Below are 17,337 nucleotides of genomic sequence, written 5' to 3' on the forward strand. Positions count from 1 at the left end.
GGTAGTGAGTAGCCGCTGAAACATTAGATAAATTGATTGATAGGGTGTGAATATAAGCGGAAAGCACCACGCTAAGTTCTAGCATATATAGCTAAGCTCATATTTACAAATAAGCCTATTATTGCGATTACTGACAATAATGGTTGTATCAGGTTGGTCTTTTTTCTTCCCAAATGCATCTTTTTTCTTGCGAGCAACTAGTTGCAACAAACCGCTCGCATTTTAGTAGATTTGGTGCGGTACGTATTGCTCAGAAAAACCTTTCGTACGCCAGTCACAATGCCTCGTTTATATTTGTACGTCAATCACTTAGTGGTGCTTTTGGTATTGACTTTAGGCGTAAGTATGGCGCAAAAAACTACCTATCTAGACATTCAACCCGACAGGCTACGGCATGCCCGAGAAGCGGAAAAAGAGGCCAAGGCTAAGAACGATCCGTTGCTACTGGCCGAAGCTTGGTATCTCTACGGTAAAACGTATGTTTTTTCAGGTGACTACCGAACGGCTCAGTCTTACTTCCTGAAATCGTTACGCATACACGAACCTCTAGGTGACTCCTTTGAATTAAGTCGGCTATATGTTCGACTCAGTGAAAACGAAGATAGGCTGGGGCGCTCAAAACAAGCTTTACACTACGCCAATCTTTCGTTAGCAGTTGCACAGCGTATTCAGTCGGACAAGGCGTTGCTACGCGCTTACGGCGCTTTAGCCCAAATATACCAAGCGATGTGGGAAGCACACTTGCCGCGTAAACAGTTGGACTATAACAGGGTGTTTTTTTATTACAAGAAAAGGGAAAGCTTATGCTATAAATTAAGTGACACGCTGGGTATAGGCGAAGTAAGTATTGAATTGGGAACGCTGTTTACTAAAGTTAAAGACCCACGGGCAATCCCTTATCTAGAGAAAGCACTATATTTATTTACCCTCAAAAATAAAGATGGTATTCGAGTGAATACCATGATGCATCTGGCTGAGGCTTATTTAACGTTTAACAAACTCGAGAGAGCTTTTCAAATACTAAATAAAGCCGAAAAGATTTACACTACTAAGAAACTGAATGAATACGAGTTGCGTCTGAGTCTGAACACTCAATTTGTTAATTATTTTGAGGCTCTAGGTCAGTGGAAAAAGGCGTATGAGCATTTACGGAAATTAAATGAATCAGAAAAGATCAAACTTTTGGCAGACCGCAATGGTGCAATTACCCGCCTGAATGTAGAATACGAAACAGAAAAGAAAGAAGCCCTTTTAAACGCACAGAAAAAGGAAATTAGCCTGAATACGCAAAACCTGCGCTTGCAACAACGCTTTATCGTCGTCACATTCGCCTTACTCATGATAGCAGCCGGGATGAGTATTGTGTTTTTTCGACTGTATCGCAAAAATAAACGCACTAGCCGCCGAAACGAGGAGTTGGTGAAGGAGCAGAATCACCGGGTCAAAAATAACTTACAGGTGGTTTCAAGCCTGTTGAGCTTGCAATCTAAACGACTAACGGATGAATCGGCGAAAAAGGCGGTTGAGGAAAGTCGACTACGGGTACAGTCGATGGCTATCCTTCACCAACGGTTATATGATGGCGATAAATTGGCCGAAGCTAACCTTGATGAGTTTATTCGGGAGTTAGTAGGAGGAGTGCTAAGAGCATATGGATACCCTTCTGTTCAAACCCAGTTTTCTATTGACGAGAGCAGTCTTTCTGCCGATAAGGCCGTCCCTTTGGGATTAATACTGAATGAACTGACAACTAATGCCTGTAAATATGCTTTTCCTAACAATGAAAACCCAAAATTCAGCATTAGTTGTTACCGCAAGAATAACAAAATACATGTCACGGTAGCCGACAACGGACCCGGTTGGCCCGGCACTGGGTCAGATCGGTCTGACGGTTTGAGTGTCAGTTGGAGCGACACTCAGTTAGACTGGGTTGAATCAGGCGCTGTACCTGCCACACTGCACGTGTCATTTGGAATGCAGTTGATTCAGGCACAGGTAGAGCAACTATCCGGAACGTATCAAGTTAGGTCTGGGTTGGAAAATGAGTCTGTAGGGGTTGTATTTACGTTAGAATTTAAAGGTTAACTCAGCGGATGGACTCATTAAAGATTCTGATTGTAGAAGACGAAACTATTACGGCAATGGACCTTCGTGAAACGCTGCAAGAAGCTGGGCACCAAGTCACGGCCATTGCCCGTACGTTTGAGCAAGCCTTAAAGTCCGTTAAAAGTCAGCCGCCCGATCTAGCACTAATCGACATTTATCTGGGAGAAGAGTCCACTGCGGATGGCATTGCTACGGCTAGAGAACTGCTGGCTCATAATCGAATGCCGATTATTTACCTGACGGCAAATTCAGACGTTCAAACATTTCAATCGGCTAAAGAAACTTTGCCTGCTGCCTATTTACTCAAACCTTTTCGACACGACGAATTAAAACTACAGATAGAATTAGCTTATTATTATTTTCAGTCAAACCTGAAAAGTGCTGTTGGTTCGTACGTATCCGGCCCCCTGTATTTGCCTATCGATAAAGGCCACGAAAAAATTGATTTGAAGGATGTACTGTATCTACAGGCTGATGGTTCGTATGTGAAGATTTTCATGGTTAAAAAAGACTTGCCGCACCATATCAGCACAAACCTGAGCCATCTAGCTCAATACTTCTCTGCACCTAACTTCTACCGTCTGTCTCGATCGTTGCTTATTAATCTAGACCATCTGGAACGGGTGGAGCGTAATTACTTATTTTTAATTAATCACAAGACGGCTATTCAAATTCCTTCTGTTAGCCGGAAGGAATTGATGAAGAAACTCACTGTTGTGCGGACGAAATAGTAGAGGGGTAGTATACCCGTAAAAAGCCACAAGTTCAAACAAATACACCTGTTACCGTTGTTTCGGAATCGGCTCCGGGTCGGGCGAAATCCGGCTGGGTCGGTTGAAACCATTTCGATAACGACTGCGCAATTGCTGAATAGTATTAATGAGATCGTAGTCCTCGGCTTTAAGCAGGTAATCGTCCTCCAAATCACAGAAATCAAAGAAGCGATCTAATTCATCTGCTTTAAGCGTGGTCGATTGCTCCACCAAAAGTCGGAATCGCTCCAGCGCCAGCGCATGCCGTCGGTCCTGTTGCATAATGTAATACGCTTTTCTGTCCGATTTAGGCCGTTTGCCAAACATTTCGTACAGTAATGTTATGCCTGCGCCATCGGCCACCCGGTCAAAAGCCTGCTCTCCTGTTACTTTCTTAGAGGCTACTGGCTCATCTAGTATTTGCTGAATTTCACGTTTTACTTCTTCATAGCGTTTACCCGTTACAGTTACTTCGGCAAGGTCAACCACGCGGTAAGGCATAGGGGGAAGAGCGCGGGCAATAATCGTTGGATTATCTGAACCGTCGTAACGTATACCTGTACGGTTATAAACCTGGCTAGTCAGAATTAGCGAATCACCCGGCTGAATAGTTAGGAAAAAACGTCCTGTTGCATTGGTGCGAGCCCGTTGTCGAGTGCGCTGATTCACGACCGTAGCGCGATCAACGCCCTGTTTTGTGCTCTGGTCAATAACGGTTCCAATAATGTATTTACCTTGTGCCCACGCACTCCCCGACCAACTTAGAAGGCTGGCAAGGCAAAGAAGAAAAATGCGTTTATTCGGCATAATAAGACAAATGTTTGTACAAAAATATGGGTTGAAATCGTTTAATCCTGTTAAAAAACCTTAATCAACCGCTATACTCTGTCGAGAGTTCCTTCTGTAAAATTAGTCAAGAGCAACGTCATCCGCAAAAGGACATAATTCATCAGCCTGGAAAGCAATATAAGGATAGTGTGGGGCTTCTACTTCCTTTACCTCGTTCGCTTTTCCCGTCTGTTACCTGACCGTTAATTTTCGTCTAAGAGAGTAAAATAACTATCAAGTTTTTCACCAATTTCTTCATACTAAATCTATTCCTACTTATGAAAAAGAACTTAGCTGAACTATTCGGCACCTTCTGCTTAGTGCTCTTTGGCTGTGGAGCCGCTGGTATATCCGGTATTACGTCAACTGGCCCGGCTGGTATCGGATTGCTGGGTATTTCGTTTGCTTTCGGTCTGGCCGTCGTCGTTATGGCCTACGCTATCGGGCCTGTTTCGGGTTGCCACATCAATCCTGCTATTACCATTGCGATGCTGGTAGCGGGTAAAATTAAAACGGGCGAAGCCGTCGGATATATTGTCGCGCAGTTCGTCGGTGCTACACTGGCCGCCGGGGTTTTATATGTCATCCAGAGTGGCGCTCCCGGGTTTATGATGGCAGAATGGGCACTGGGTTCCAACGGCTGGGGACCAGGTTACTTAGGCGCGTATAGCACAACATCAGCTTTCATCACAGAAACCATCTTGACATTTGTGTTTGTCCTGATCATTTTTAAAACGACTGCCAAGTGGAGTAACAGCGGAATGTCAGGTTTGGCTATTGGTTTGACGCTGGTTCTCATTCACCTAGTTGCCATTCCAATCACTGGTACGTCTGTCAATCCGGCCCGTAGTTTTGGCCCGGCCATTTTTGCGGGGGGCAAAGCATTTCAGCAATTATGGTTATTTATGATTGCGCCGGTTATTGGCGGTATCCTGGCTGCGGTAGTCTGGAAGAACGTTTTTGATGATACCACAGAAGCCAGCATTAAGGCGTTGAAAGCAGAGATTGGCATCAAGTAAACGTCTTTTTCGTGTCGGAAAGAGAGCAATTATGAATTTTGTTTAGCCAACAGACACCCTAACACCAGACTATATAAGAACACAGAGGTTCATCATTTGAGCCTCTGTGTTCTTGATTTATTTCATTTTTACAATCGTTACGCCCGCACCACCCCGGTCGGCGTGTTCGTCTTCCATCTTACCCACTTGCTTGTAACCACGCAGATGATTGCGCACTAGTGTTCGCAGAATGCCGTCGCCTTTGCCATGAACAATGCGTAGTTCAGGGTAGCCAAGCATTAATGCATCATCGAAAAATCGGTCAACTTCGCCAATCGCTTCTTCGCCCCGCTTACCCCGAATGTCGAGATTAAAACTGAAGTTTTGCATCTTCTCGTTTATATCTATGCCCTGGCTTCGTGGCCGGTCGTCTCTTACTTCGGTTGCGGCTGTAAACGTCTTCTTACTAACTTTTTCGAGCCGGTTTAACTTGACATTCGATTTCAGATCGCCAATACGTATTTCGGCATCTTTACCGCGAAGGGCCAATACTTCACCAATTGCCGTCGTGGATTCGATGGTCTGACCCATTATCCGAACATAACTGCCGATCGAGATTGCACCACTGTCTTTCTCAAATACCTCTTCCGACTTTCTAGGCGTTTCGATGGTTAGTACTTCAGGCTTCAGTTCTTTTTGCTCAAACCGTTCTAATTCCTGCCGCACCTGTTTGGTTGGCTCACGTTCAGCCTTATTTTCCTTTATCTCCCGAATCGTGGTTTCAATGCGCTGATTAGCTTCCTGCACTAGTGCTTTAGCTTTCTGTTTCGCGTCATTAATGATTTTCTTCTGCTCGTTATCCAAGCGGGTTTTCAGTGCAGTGTATTCTGCGAGTTGCTGGGCGAGTTTACGCTGGTTGATGCCTATTTCTACGTTTTTGTCCGAAAAAACACGCTTCTCAATATCTAGCTCTTTTAATAGCTTCTCGAAGTTTACCTGCTGATTGCCAAGTTTTTCTTTCGCCCGGTCAATTACGTCTTTGGGTAAGCCAATTTTCTGGGCAATCTCAAAGGCAAATGAAGAACCCGGTCGACCAATTTCCAATTGATAGAGCGGTTCCAGATGTTCACCGTCGAAGCGCATAGCCCCGTTAATTAGACCCGCTGTCTTGTCGGCAACTACTTTCAGATTGGTGTAGTGTGTATTGACTACGCCGTAAGCCCCCGATTTGTTGAGGTCTTCCAGAATCGATTCGGCAATAGCACCACCCAAACCTGGCTCCGTTCCTGTTCCAAACTCATCGATCAAAAAGAGAGACCGTTTGTTTGCTCCAATCAGAAACTGCTTCATTGCGGTCAGGTGCGATGAGTAGGTACTAAGGTCATTTTCCAACGATTGTTCATCACCAATATCGATAAACAGATTCTGAAAAACGCCCATCTCCGCGAAGTCTGCCATGGGCACAAGCAGGCCGCATTGCAGCATGTATTGGATAAGGCCGATGGTTTTTAGGGCAACGGATTTACCCCCCGCATTCGGCCCGGAGATAATCAGGATTCGGGCTTTCTCGTCTAGCCGGACATTTAACGGCACTACGGTCTTACCCTGTTTCGAAAACGATAGGTAGAGTAATGGGTGGCGGGCGTTGGTCCAGTTTATGAAGGGCCGTTCATGCAATTTAGGCATGATAGCGTCCAACTGAATCGCCAATTTAGCTTTGGCCCGAATGAAATCAATCTGAGCCAGAAAATTAACCGCTTTTTTTAAATCCTCTAAATGCGGTCGAATCTGGTCGGTGAGGGTAAGTAGAATTCGGTAAATTTCGCGTCGTTCTGCATATTCTAACTCGCGGATTTCGTTGTTAGCATCAAATACTTCAGCCGGTTCCATAAATACCGTCTGGCCCGTCTGTGACTCATCATGCACAAAACCTTTGATCTTCCGTTTGTGTTCGGCGGCAATTGGAATGACAAGCCGCCCACCACGCACTGTCAGCGAAAGATCATCCGGAATCCAGCCATTTTGCCGGGCATTTCGCAGAATACTGTCAAGGCGTTTGCGGAGGTTGGCCTGTTCGCCAATAATGCGCCGACGGATATTGGCTAACTCAGGCGAGGCCGAATCGCGAATATTACCCCGGTCGTCAATAACACGCTCAAGGGTATCAGTTAGCTTTTTATCAATACCTACCGGACCAGCCAGTTCGCGCAGAAAGGGGAAATTGTTCTCTTCCTCGCGCTTAGATAGGAAGCGAAGGCAGTCCTGAATGGTCCGTAGAGCTAACTTTAAATCAAAAAATTCAGCTTCGGTCAACGCAAGTCCTTCAACTCTAGCGCGGCTCAACTGGGGCCGAACATCAATGTAGTTACTATTGGGGAAATCGGGTTCATATTGAACAATCTGCTTAAATTCCGTCGTCTGGCGAAGCAATTTGTCAATCAGTTGAACATTATCGGTAAAGCGAATCTTCTCGACATAATCCTGCCCCAGTGGACTGACGCAGGCTTCTTTCAGCCGTTCGCGGATTGTATCGAAGCCTAATTTATTTTCTAAGGTATTGGGATAAAGCATTTAATCAGTAAGCGCCGGAATGCCGGAGCAGAAAAAAGTTATCAGTGAGCGGGGTTCACCTAGTGTATGTAGATAACAGTAGGAGAGGGCCGTGGGTTCGTTAAGTGTCAGCGCAGATGATCTAACCGTTCCAGCATTTCAAGACAGGACCGGCTGTTATGGTAAGGGCATTTCCACATACTGATTTTCTCGTTGCCGAGTACTTTGTGATCACCCGTAACGCCGAGGAACCACTCGCCATTTTTGAGGTCTAGTAAGTACTTTTTGATAAACTCCCAGCTTTTGACAGACTTATCTAAAAATGGTTTTTCGTGCGTGATCTGGTAAGCGTTCATAAACCCAACCATTGCTTCGGCCAGCACCCACCACGAACGCTCCCGGTTGAGGTGGCCATCGGGGTCAAGTTCGTAGTTCATGCCACCATCATTGGGGTCGAATCCGGTAGCGGCAGCCCGCGCCATTTTCAGGCCAACATCACGGATCGTCTTTTGCAATGGTTTATCCGATGGGTTCCTTGCCGCCAGCACATCAGCAGCTTCTGGTAGCAACCAGGATGCTTCGATGTCGTGGCCGTAGGAGATAGCTGTCCGGCGAATTTTCCAGTCGTTATCCATAAACAAATTCATGCGGTAGGTTTTCGGATCAATAATGTACTCCTGAAACATACGTAGCATCCCGCGCATCTGATCGCTAACGGACTTATCCGGCCATACGCGATACAGACAGGTAAAAGCCTCCAAAATGTGGAGGTGCGTATTCATCGTCTTTATTTCCTTATTATCGTACTTGCTGATGATATAATCCTTAGCGGGTGACCAGTCGCGGGCAAGAGCTTCCACGAAACCACCTTTTTTGCTATCGTAAGCGTGTTTCACCATGTTCTGAAACACCTCCTTTGCTAATGTTAGAGCCGGTGCAGAGTGGGTTGCATGAACATACTCACTTAGCCCGTAGAGCGCAAACGCTTGTCCGTATAAATGCTTGAGGGTGTTTTTCGGCTGGCCACTGGCATCAACAGACCAATAAACTCCTCCGTATTGTGGGTCAATAAAATGCTTCTGGATGTACTGAAAGGCCTGGTCCGCGGTGGCGCGGTAATCTTCATGCTGTGTATGTCGGAGGGCCGCAGAGAATGTCCATAAAATACGAGCATTCAAAACGATACCTTTCTCAGCGGTAGGGTCAGGCTGGTTCTGGTAATTGACGCGGCCATAAAAACCACCATGCTCAGGATCGGGGGCGTAGCGTTGCCAATAAGCCAGAATATCCTTGTGTTCTTGCCGGAGTTCGACGCGGAGTTGAGCGAGGTCCATGAAATAGATGATGAATAATGCCCTATCCGGGCAGCCCCGGACTATGATAAGTACTGAAGAAGGGTATAAGCGTTAAATACTCATTAACCGTCCAGAGCTGCGCGGATGGGACATTATTCATTAGACGTACGGCTGTTTTGTGGCCGCTTAGTCTTTCTTTTCACTGTTTGATTCGCTGCCGCTCCGGCTACTACTGTGACCGGAATGCCCATGTCCACCTTTGTCGGTGTTCTCAACAGAGCCGGTAGCATCGTGCTCATCTTCTGTACTCTGTTTGCTCTTATGCTTACCACGCGACGTTTTACCCTGGGCTTCATCAGGTAGGTTATCGTTCAGCTCATATTTTTTTGTTTCATCAGCTGTGTCGCGGACGGTTGGTTGAGTGGCTCCTTTGCTCATAACGTTTATCTAGTTATTATTTAGGCTCCTAACTATATGAAAAGCATATTGTTTACATAGCCAAAAAGCCCACCCTGCCATGCAGGGTGGGCTTTTTGGCTATGTAAACAAATTTTAATATCCAGGATTCTGAACTAGAACGCTCTTGCCACTAACCTGTTGCAGGTCAATTTGAGATTGCGGAATAGGCATATATTCATCTTTGCCAGCCGTGAATTTAGCTCCTCCATAACCTACAGATAATTTTGGGCTTTCGTAGGCTAGAAATGCGTTTAACACAGGAGCTGCAACACCCCATCGAACAAGGTCGTAGAAACGATGTCCTTCACCTGACAGTTCTAATTTGCGCTCAAACTGAACCGCTGTCCGGGCCGCAGCCTTATCAGCGAATGGCGTTGTATAGTTGCTAATGATGTATTGAGCAGCATTTGTGCCATCGGCATTTTTAACAAACCCCGCCTTGTTAGAGGCCCGCGTCCGAATCATATTGATGTATGTACGAGCTGTTTCAAGACTACCTACTTCAATTTCAGCTTCAGCAGCCATTAGTAATACATCAGCAAAGCGAATGATATCGTAGTTGATAGCCGAATATCCATCCGTCCATGAACTACCGTCAGTCAGAGTTTTGTCCTGCGACTTATAGAAGATGAATTTCTTAGGCGAATATGGACCAGCAAAACCTTGGTCACGAATCCAGGATAGTCCAGGATGCACGGCCCAATCCAGATAAGGAATTCCCCGGCGGCCTAATGACCAGTCCAGACGTGGATCAACAGGACCAGCATCTGGGGTAAAGGTAGCGTCAGAGTTGATCCCCTGATCAGTTTTTAATTGGTTAGCACTTGAATTATATGATCCATCCAACAGGGGTAAACCTGTCGCAGTAACGCGGAATGAGTTCGCTAATTCAAAACTAGGTGCAAAGAAGCCGCAGCAACCAGCTGGGCCGTTCGATCCTGTGTTGTACGGAAAGTTCAGTACCAAATCAGGGTTAGCATTATCTGAACTACCTGTATTGGCAGCAGCCTGCGTAGCAAAAATAGACTCTTCGCTGTTATCGTTAGCTGCATTGAAAACTTGAGCGTAACTAGATACTAGAGCATACTTTTTACCGTTGGTTGTCTGGCCATTGGCAATGATTAGATCAAACAACGTTTTGGCCGCTGCATAGTTCTTTTCATACATATATACTTTAGCTAGGTAAGAAGCCGCTGCCCACTTGTTGGCACGTCCGGCAGCATCTTGCGTTACGGGCAGATTGTCGTAAGCGAACTTGAAGTCAGCTTCGATTTTAGACCAGATATCTACTGTATTTGGTATAGATTCCACTGTGCCATAATCCACTGTTTCATCGGCATATGGAACCATGTTGAAGGCTCTCTTCAATTCGAAATAATAGTGGCCACGCAGAAAACGAGCTTCAGCTGAGATCCGCGTTTTGTCAGCAGCTAATACATCAGTTCCTGCTGTGGGCATTGCTCGAAGTACTATATTGGCCCGGCTTACGCCTTCATACATAGCATTCCACTTCGCGGTTACTTCACCACTACTAGGTAGTATTCCATAAGTCTGGTAAGGGGTAAGGGCATTAAAGTCACCTGAGTTTGACCCCTTGTTAGCATCGCCCCCCGAAATACTACCCCGTACCCAGTTATATGAGCTCGCCGATTGACTAAAACCTCTGGCGTTCAATTGAGCGTAAGTTCCGAGAAGTAACCCATCAAAGCCGGCCTTCGACGTGAGCAGATTAGCGGCCAACTGACCAGTTGCTGGTATTTCCAGAAATTTTTCTTTGCAGGCGAATGTAGCTAGCATGAGCATCGCAGTAGCTACAGTTCCCTTTGTTATATATTTTTTCATGTTACAGTTTACCTGAAAATTTAGATTGATTGGCAGAATGTTCAATTTGTTTAACCAAACACCCTGCCGTTTTCTCAAATATGTTTAGAAGCCAAAGCTTAAACCAACGTTGTAACTCCGGGTAATCGGATAGTTGCCAATGTCAATCCCAAAGTTAGAGTCAGCTGATCCACCAACCGCAGGGTCTAAGCCAACGTATTTGGTGATAGTAAACAAATTGTTTGCCGAAGCCGAGATTCTCAACCGGCTTAAGTTAATTCGGTTCAGCATAACCGATGGAAACGTGTAGCCCAGGTTCAGATACTGCATCCGGCCATACGAGCCATTTTCTACGTAGTAGGAGTTGGCTTGTGTGTTTGTACTGAAATTAGACGCACTTTCGAAAATTGGAATGCTCGTATTGGTGTGCGTTGGTAACCAGGAATCTTTCACTCTGGCACTGACAGCTGCTCCCGTAAAGGACGGATAGAAGTCCGTAAACCACTTAGAGTTATTAAAGATTTTACCTCCTAACGAAACGTACAATTGCGTATTGAGGTCGAAGCCTTTATACTTCAATCCTAACGTCACGCTACCCGTAAATTTAGGAATTGGGCTACCAAGGTACTGACGGTCGGCATCAGTAATTTTGCCGTCGCCATCTGTATCCTGATAGCGGAAACGGCCAGGGGCGGCTCCATCCTGTGTTGGTGCAGCAGATACTTCTTCTTTACTGTTAAACAGGCCAATAACTTTGTAACCATAGAAAGAAGACAGCGATTGGCCCGGTGCATTACGCACAACGCTGGTGCTCAAACGTGTTCCACCAGCCTGCACATATGGTACACCCGGTGCAAGAGCTGTAATGGTGTTTTGCAGAAAACTACCAATGGCGGTAACTTCATAACTCAAGCCACTAGCAATATTGCCATGGGTGATTAAGGTAATGTCGATCCCCTGGTTACGCATACTGGCAACGTTGGTGAAAGGCGCGCTGGCACGCGTTCCAACTACACCTGCAAGGGGGAGTTGGAACAGCAAGTCCTTGGTATCTTTCCGCCAGAAATCAAGACTAACTTCCAACTTGTTATTGAAGAAGGTCCCATCTACACCAATGTTGGATGTATAACTACTTTCCCACTTGGCACTGGAGTTGCCGATCTGACCGCGGAAGAAGCCCGGAGAAATAGACGTGTTCGCTCCATTGATATCATAGCCGTTACCTGCATTGGAGGCAAATAGCGAGAATTGGTTTGTAGCGTTCAGGTAATTGGAGTTACCCATTACACCGTAGCCGCCCCGAACTTTTAAGTCCGACACCCATGGAATATTCTTCATGAATTCTTCCGATGAAAGACGCCAAGCAGCCGAGACAGCTGGGAAAACGCCATAACGCTGACTAGCCGCAAATTGTGAGGAGCCATCACGACGAACAACGCCCGTTAGAATATACTTATCGTTGTATATGTATTTAGCCTGCGCAAACAACGAGTAGAAGTTATTGCCTTTGCCATAATAGCTACCTGTCTGGCGCGTCGCTCCAGGTGTAGTTGTACTGATTGTTACATAGTTAGGATCCGTTGTGAACGGATTGATCCCGGAACCGCTAACACCCCGGCCACTACCTGTATTTAGCGCTTCAATACCACCTAAGACATTAATATCATGAAGACCAAATTTGTGCTTATACGTTGCCGTGTTTGTGAACGTCCACGCTAAACCTGTATTGGCGCCTTCACTATATGTGTAAGTTGTGTTATTTTCGGAGTTTTCGTACTGTACCCGACCGTAGCTATTGTTGTAATTAAGAAAATAATTACCACCAATGCTGCTTCTTAGGGTCAGGTCAGGGATGACGTCATACTCTAAGTAAGCATTACCAAAACCATAGATGCTGTAGTTAACATTATTGGCCACTGACTGCCGGTTAGCCACTGGATTGCTGGGATTGTTAAAACCCGCTGCCGATGTACCCGCATATCCACCAAATACATTGTATACCGGAATGATTGGCGACTGACGAAAGGCCACTAACACGTCGTTTTCATCTGACGACGAGCTTGAGTTGTTATTCGTGCTGTTTCCTAAGGCGCTACCGATGCTTCCTAATACACCTGGTTGATTTATGTAAGCAACCTGGAAGTTTTCGCCAAATCGTAGTTTCTTCGAAATATCAAACTCGGTGTTAGACCGGAGTGTATAGCGCGAATATTTGTTGTTAAGCACAACACCCGGCTGGTTTTGATAACTCAAACTAACATAGTAACGGCTGGACTCTGTACCACCTGAAAAGCCTATTGTATGACGCATCATTGGGGCTACCCGAGTAAGCTCTTTATACCAGTTAGTGCCTTCCTTATTTGCTGCAATAACATTGTATACGGCTCCATTGGCGGAGTTAGTATTGTACTTGAGCTTTTCAGCCGCCAGATCTATGGAACCGATAACACCAGTCCGGGTACCAACAAGTAGATAATCTGGCAAAACAGGTGTCTGTCCCGAACCATATTGACCACTGGCAATTCCTGTGAAACTGTCTGGACCAACAGGAGTGCCCGCCTGATAAAGATCATTCTTACGGGCCTGCCACGTCCAGTCGGCTTGTTCCTGTGGATTCAGGATTTTTTGCCCGTTGCCTGGATCTGTAGCGCCAAATAAACCGTCGTAACTAATGCTTAATTTCTGTGCCCGGCGCTGTCCTTTTTTGGTAGTCAACACAATTACGCCAGCCGCAGCCCGCGCACCATAAATAGAGGCAGACGCTGCATCTTTAAGTACGGTCGTGCTTTCAATATCATCTGGTGCCAAAAACGCAATCGATTGCGTTGGCACGCCATCCACAACGTAAAGTGGCTGATTACCCCCAAAAGACCCAAAGCCGCGAACCCGAACCTGGCTACTGGTACCAGGTTGTCCATTCGTGATAACCGTTACCCCGGCTACGCGACCCTGCAACTGTTGCTCAACGTTAGCTGATGGAACCACTTTTAATTGCTGGGGTTTTACCGTCGAAACGGCTCCGGTTACATCCCGGCGATTTTCAGTAGAATACCCTGTTACGACTACCTCGCTTAGGGCGGTGGCGTCGTCTTCGAGTGTCAAGTTAACAGCAGTGCGGTTGCCCACTGTCACTTCTTGGTTTTTGAAACCAATGGCCGAGATAATTAATACTGGATTCGCACCTCGGATATTAAGGCTATAGTCCCCGTTTGCATCGGTAGAGGTTCCCGTTTGGGTACCTTTTAGTACAACGTTAGCGCCAGGAATAGGGCCGTCAGCGCCAGTAACTTTACCCGTCAAACGACGGTCCTGAGCAGAAGCACTTATGCTCCACAGTAGTAGTACTGTACCCAGAAAAGCGGTCTGCAGAAATCTGTAGAACGATGCTCTCATGAAGATTAGGTTGGTTAAAAATTGTTAAAAACGAATCAATATTAGCTGGTTAACTTCATTTTTCAAAGTTTATATTGTTGTTTTTCAACTCAAAGATGACCTTATAATGTAAAGAAATCTATAAATATTGAAATGTATCATTTCAATATGCTTATTATCAGCAGTTTATTTCAGTTTGCCTTTAAGTAAATATACTTTAAAGCGGCATTAAATTTTTCATTGCTCTATTATGATTCCTATGTGATTCCATAATAAATGGTCTAGTGGCCACTCCTTACGTTAAATCGATTAACATCTATGAATAATATAAAACAGGAAATTGAATAATAGTAGCTATTTTGTGTATTTTCGCCATTTATTTACAAGCGTTGTCCATGATTCACCGGTGTTTATCTTTTGCTTTATTTGTTTTGCTTGGCTGGGTTACAATGGCCTGCGAGTCTACTTCGAACCAACTCTTTACCCTGTTACCAGCCGAAAAAACCGGGATTACATTTGCGAACCGGATCACCAATAATGATTCGATGAGTATTCTGGATGTTGAGTATTTTTACAACGGTGGCGGAGTGGCCCTGGGTGATTTCAATAAAGATGGTTTACCTGATGTCTTCTTTACGGGAAATCAAGTCGCGAATCGGCTTTACTTAAACAAAGGAAATTTTACATTTATTGATGTTAGTAAACCTGCAGGTGTTGATGGGGGAGGCAAATGGTGTTCAGGAGCTACCGTGGTTGACATCAACAATGACGGCTGGCTGGATATTTACGTAAGTGTCACACTGACTAAATCCGATAAACGACGCGAGAACCTGCTTTATGTAAACCAAGGTCTGCGCAATGGGACGCCAATTTTCCGGGAAATGGCCCACGAATATGGTATTGCGGATGACAGTTACACGACTACGGCAGCTTTCTTTGACTACGATAATGACGGTGATCTGGACCTCTATTTACTTACTGACCGCATTGACGAATCCCCTAATGTATATCATACTAAAGTGAATGATGGTTCTTCCCTGAATACTGACTTGTTATTTCGCAATGACTTTAACAAGGAAGTGGGACATCCTTTTTTTACAAATGTTTCTAAACAGGCGGGTATTGTGCATGAGGGTTATGGACTTGGCATGAATATAACAGATATAAACCGGGATGGCTGGAAGGATATATATGTGACCAATGATTATCTCTCCGACGATCTGCTATATATCAACAATCACGATGGCACCTTTACGGATCGGGCTGCTGAGTACTTCAAACACACAAGTAGTGCAGCAATGGGCAATGATGTGACCGACATTAACAATGATGGTTTAGTCGATATTGTAGCGATGGATATGATGCCTCGCGATAATTACCGCAAAAAGACGATGCTGGGCGCTAACAATTACCAGACGTATCTTTACAACGACGAGTATAAATATAACTACCAGGTCACTCGGAATACCCTGCAACTGAACCAGGGACTACGGCCTAACTCAACCATACCTGCTTTTAGCGAAATCAGCTTATTGGCTGATGTCGCTGAAACCGACTGGAGTTGGGCACCAATGGCCGCCGATTTTGACAATGACAGCTATCGCGATCTACTCATCACCAATGGCTTTCCAAAGGACGTTACTGATCGCGACTTTATGACGTTTCTAACCGAGAACTCTCAAATCGCTACTAAAGAACATAAACTGGCTCAAATTCCGGTTGTCAAGATTAACAACTACGCGTTCCATAATAATGGTGATCTGACGTTTTCAGACGTGAGCAGCAAATGGGGTATCAACACCCCCTCTTTCTCAAATGGTGCGGCCTACGGTGACCTCGACAACGATGGTGACCTCGATTATGTGGTTAACAACATCAATGATTCCGCTTTTGTCTACCGCAACAACCTCATCGAGCGTAAACCGGAGAAGGCTAATTACCTGCGGGTGAAGTTCGCCGGTCCAGCGCTGAATCGAATGGGGCTCGGGACCATTGTCGAATTACACTACGGGAAACTCAATGACCAGCAGCAGGTGTATGAACACAGTCCATATCGGGGTTATCTCTCGACGGTTGAACCGGTAGCCCATTTTGGGTTGGGTGCCGTTACTACAATCAGCGAAGTTCGTATCATCTGGCCCGCCAACGGCACCCAAGCCGCCCGGCAGCAGACGTTGCGTAATGTGAAACCCAATCAGGTATTAGTGGCGGATATTCGCAACGCCCATGACCCCCTCGCCCTCCCGGCTAAACAACCCGCCAGCCTTTTTACCGAAGTAACCGATTCACTGAAGGTGGTATACCAGCATCAGGAACCGGAATATATCGATTTCAACACCCAGAAGTTATTGCCGCATAAGTTTTCGCAGTACGGACCCAGCCTATCCGTTGGAGATGTAAACGGTGATGGCTTAGATGACTTGTTTATTGGTGGCTCAAGGGCTAACAAAGGACACTTTCTCATTCAAACAGTCACTGGCTCATTTGTCGATAAAGACTGGCTGCCTACCGAAACAGGGCCTGGCCGTAAGATTGAGGAAGATATGGGCACACTCCTGTTCGATGCCGACGGCGATGGCGATCTGGACTTGTACGTTGCCAGCGGAGGTACCGAGGGACAGGCAAACACCCCCGCCTTTCAGGACCGGCTTTATTTGAACGACGGGCCGAATGGAAAAGGGACATTCATCTTAAGTCTCCAGGCGCTTCCCCAAAATAGGGTGAGTAAATCATGCGTGAAAGCGGCCGATTTCGACCGGGATGGCGATCTGGATCTGTTTATCGGTGGCCGTGTTGAACCCGATCATTACCCAAAACCCGTATCGAGTTTTATATTACGCAATGAGGGCTCGTCCAAAGCCGGTCCGCTTCGATTTACTGACGTCACGAAGGCCGTGGCGCCAGCTCTGCAAAATATCGGGTTGGTGTGTGATGCCCTGTGGACAGACCCCGACAACGATGGTTGGCCTGATCTGATGCTGGCAGGCGAATTCATGCCCCTAACACTGCTGAAAAACCAACGGGGCAAGCTAAGCAAAACCACCACCGGGCTGGAAGCACAAAAAGGCTGGTGGAACTCGCTGGTCGCCGGTGATTTCGACCGCGACGGCGATATCGATTACCTAGCCGGTAACCTGGGCCGCAATGCCCGCATGC

General features: G+C 46.0%; 10 protein-coding genes. 4 read left to right on the forward strand and 6 right to left on the reverse strand.

The window, feature by feature from the left end; all coding sequences use genetic code 11:
- Positions 1 to 279: 279 nt before the first annotated feature.
- Together ACFS25_RS12645 and ACFS25_RS12650 are read left to right on the forward strand one after the other, a co-directional pair.
- A complete protein-coding gene (locus tag ACFS25_RS12645) occupies positions 280 to 2,085 on the forward strand; it encodes a histidine kinase dimerization/phosphoacceptor domain -containing protein (protein ID WP_381501013.1) in 1,806 nt (601 codons plus the stop codon).
- Between the two features lie 8 nt (positions 2,086 to 2,093).
- Positions 2,094 to 2,837, forward strand: coding sequence for a response regulator (locus ACFS25_RS12650; protein WP_381501016.1), 744 nt, complete (start codon positions 2,094 to 2,096; stop codon positions 2,835 to 2,837).
- A 51-nt stretch (positions 2,838 to 2,888) separates the two neighbouring features.
- Here ACFS25_RS12650 and ACFS25_RS12655 read toward each other — a convergent pair whose 3' ends face one another.
- Entirely contained in the window at positions 2,889 to 3,665 is a 777-nt protein-coding gene (locus ACFS25_RS12655) for a peptidase associated/transthyretin-like domain-containing protein (RefSeq protein WP_381501018.1), read from the reverse strand.
- A 299-nt stretch (positions 3,666 to 3,964) separates the two neighbouring features.
- On the opposite strand from ACFS25_RS12655, the gene aqpZ reads away from it, so the two are divergent.
- Positions 3,965 to 4,705: an aquaporin Z gene (gene aqpZ, locus ACFS25_RS12660; RefSeq protein WP_381501020.1), complete on the forward strand. Its 741-nt coding sequence runs from the start codon at positions 3,965 to 3,967 to the stop codon at positions 4,703 to 4,705.
- A 117-nt stretch (positions 4,706 to 4,822) separates the two neighbouring features.
- Here the strand turns inward: aqpZ and ACFS25_RS12665 are convergent, their stop codons facing one another.
- The 5 genes from ACFS25_RS12665 to ACFS25_RS12685 all read right to left on the reverse strand — a co-directional run bounded on the left by ACFS25_RS12665 (position 4,823) and on the right by ACFS25_RS12685 (position 14,202).
- Complete coding sequence (locus tag ACFS25_RS12665; protein ID WP_381501023.1) at positions 4,823 to 7,255, reverse strand: endonuclease MutS2; 2,433 nt, start codon at positions 7,253 to 7,255, stop codon at positions 4,823 to 4,825.
- A 107-nt stretch (positions 7,256 to 7,362) separates the two neighbouring features.
- The gene (locus ACFS25_RS12670) at positions 7,363 to 8,568 is read right to left on the reverse strand and encodes an AGE family epimerase/isomerase (RefSeq protein ID WP_381501027.1); all 1,206 of its coding nucleotides are present in this window, start codon (positions 8,566 to 8,568) and stop codon (positions 7,363 to 7,365) included.
- 147 nt (positions 8,569 to 8,715) lie between these two features.
- Positions 8,716 to 8,967, reverse strand: a complete 252-nt coding sequence (locus tag ACFS25_RS12675) for a hypothetical protein (protein ID WP_381501032.1) — start codon at positions 8,965 to 8,967, stop codon at positions 8,716 to 8,718.
- Between the two features lie 114 nt (positions 8,968 to 9,081).
- Positions 9,082 to 10,830: a RagB/SusD family nutrient uptake outer membrane protein gene (locus tag ACFS25_RS12680; protein ID WP_381501035.1), complete on the reverse strand. Its 1,749-nt coding sequence runs from the start codon at positions 10,828 to 10,830 to the stop codon at positions 9,082 to 9,084.
- Positions 10,831 to 10,914: 84 nt separating this feature from the next.
- Positions 10,915 to 14,202 carry a SusC/RagA family TonB-linked outer membrane protein gene (locus tag ACFS25_RS12685; protein WP_381501038.1) on the reverse strand — a complete coding sequence of 1,096 codons (3,288 nt, stop codon included), beginning with the start codon at positions 14,200 to 14,202 and terminating at the stop codon, positions 10,915 to 10,917.
- A gap of 428 nt (positions 14,203 to 14,630) precedes the next feature.
- Between ACFS25_RS12685 and ACFS25_RS12690 the strand changes: the two genes are divergently transcribed.
- The coding region (locus ACFS25_RS12690; RefSeq protein WP_381501041.1) for an FG-GAP-like repeat-containing protein at positions 14,631 to 17,337 on the forward strand (2,707 nt) is incomplete at its 3' end.

This window comes from Spirosoma flavum, from assembly GCF_042686045.1.
In the GTDB taxonomy this organism is placed as follows: domain Bacteria; phylum Bacteroidota; class Bacteroidia; order Cytophagales; family Spirosomataceae; genus Spirosoma; species Spirosoma flavum.

Excerpts from the sequence above, each read along its gene's own strand:
- ACFS25_RS12645 (WP_381501013.1), top strand. The coding sequence starts at position 280 with ATGCCTCGTTTATATTTGTACGTCAATCACTTAGTGGTGCTTTTGGTA.
- ACFS25_RS12650 (WP_381501016.1), top strand. The coding sequence starts at position 2,094 with ATGGACTCATTAAAGATTCTGATTGTAGAAGACGAAACTATTACGGCA.
- ACFS25_RS12655 (WP_381501018.1), bottom strand. The coding sequence starts at position 3,665 with ATGCCGAATAAACGCATTTTTCTTCTTTGCCTTGCCAGCCTTCTAAGT.
- aqpZ (WP_381501020.1), top strand. The coding sequence starts at position 3,965 with ATGAAAAAGAACTTAGCTGAACTATTCGGCACCTTCTGCTTAGTGCTC.
- ACFS25_RS12665 (WP_381501023.1), bottom strand. The coding sequence starts at position 7,255 with ATGCTTTATCCCAATACCTTAGAAAATAAATTAGGCTTCGATACAATC.
- ACFS25_RS12670 (WP_381501027.1), bottom strand. The coding sequence starts at position 8,568 with ATGGACCTCGCTCAACTCCGCGTCGAACTCCGGCAAGAACACAAGGAT.
- ACFS25_RS12675 (WP_381501032.1), bottom strand. The coding sequence starts at position 8,967 with ATGAGCAAAGGAGCCACTCAACCAACCGTCCGCGACACAGCTGATGAA.
- ACFS25_RS12680 (WP_381501035.1), bottom strand. The coding sequence starts at position 10,830 with ATGAAAAAATATATAACAAAGGGAACTGTAGCTACTGCGATGCTCATG.
- ACFS25_RS12685 (WP_381501038.1), bottom strand. The coding sequence starts at position 14,202 with ATGAGAGCATCGTTCTACAGATTTCTGCAGACCGCTTTTCTGGGTACA.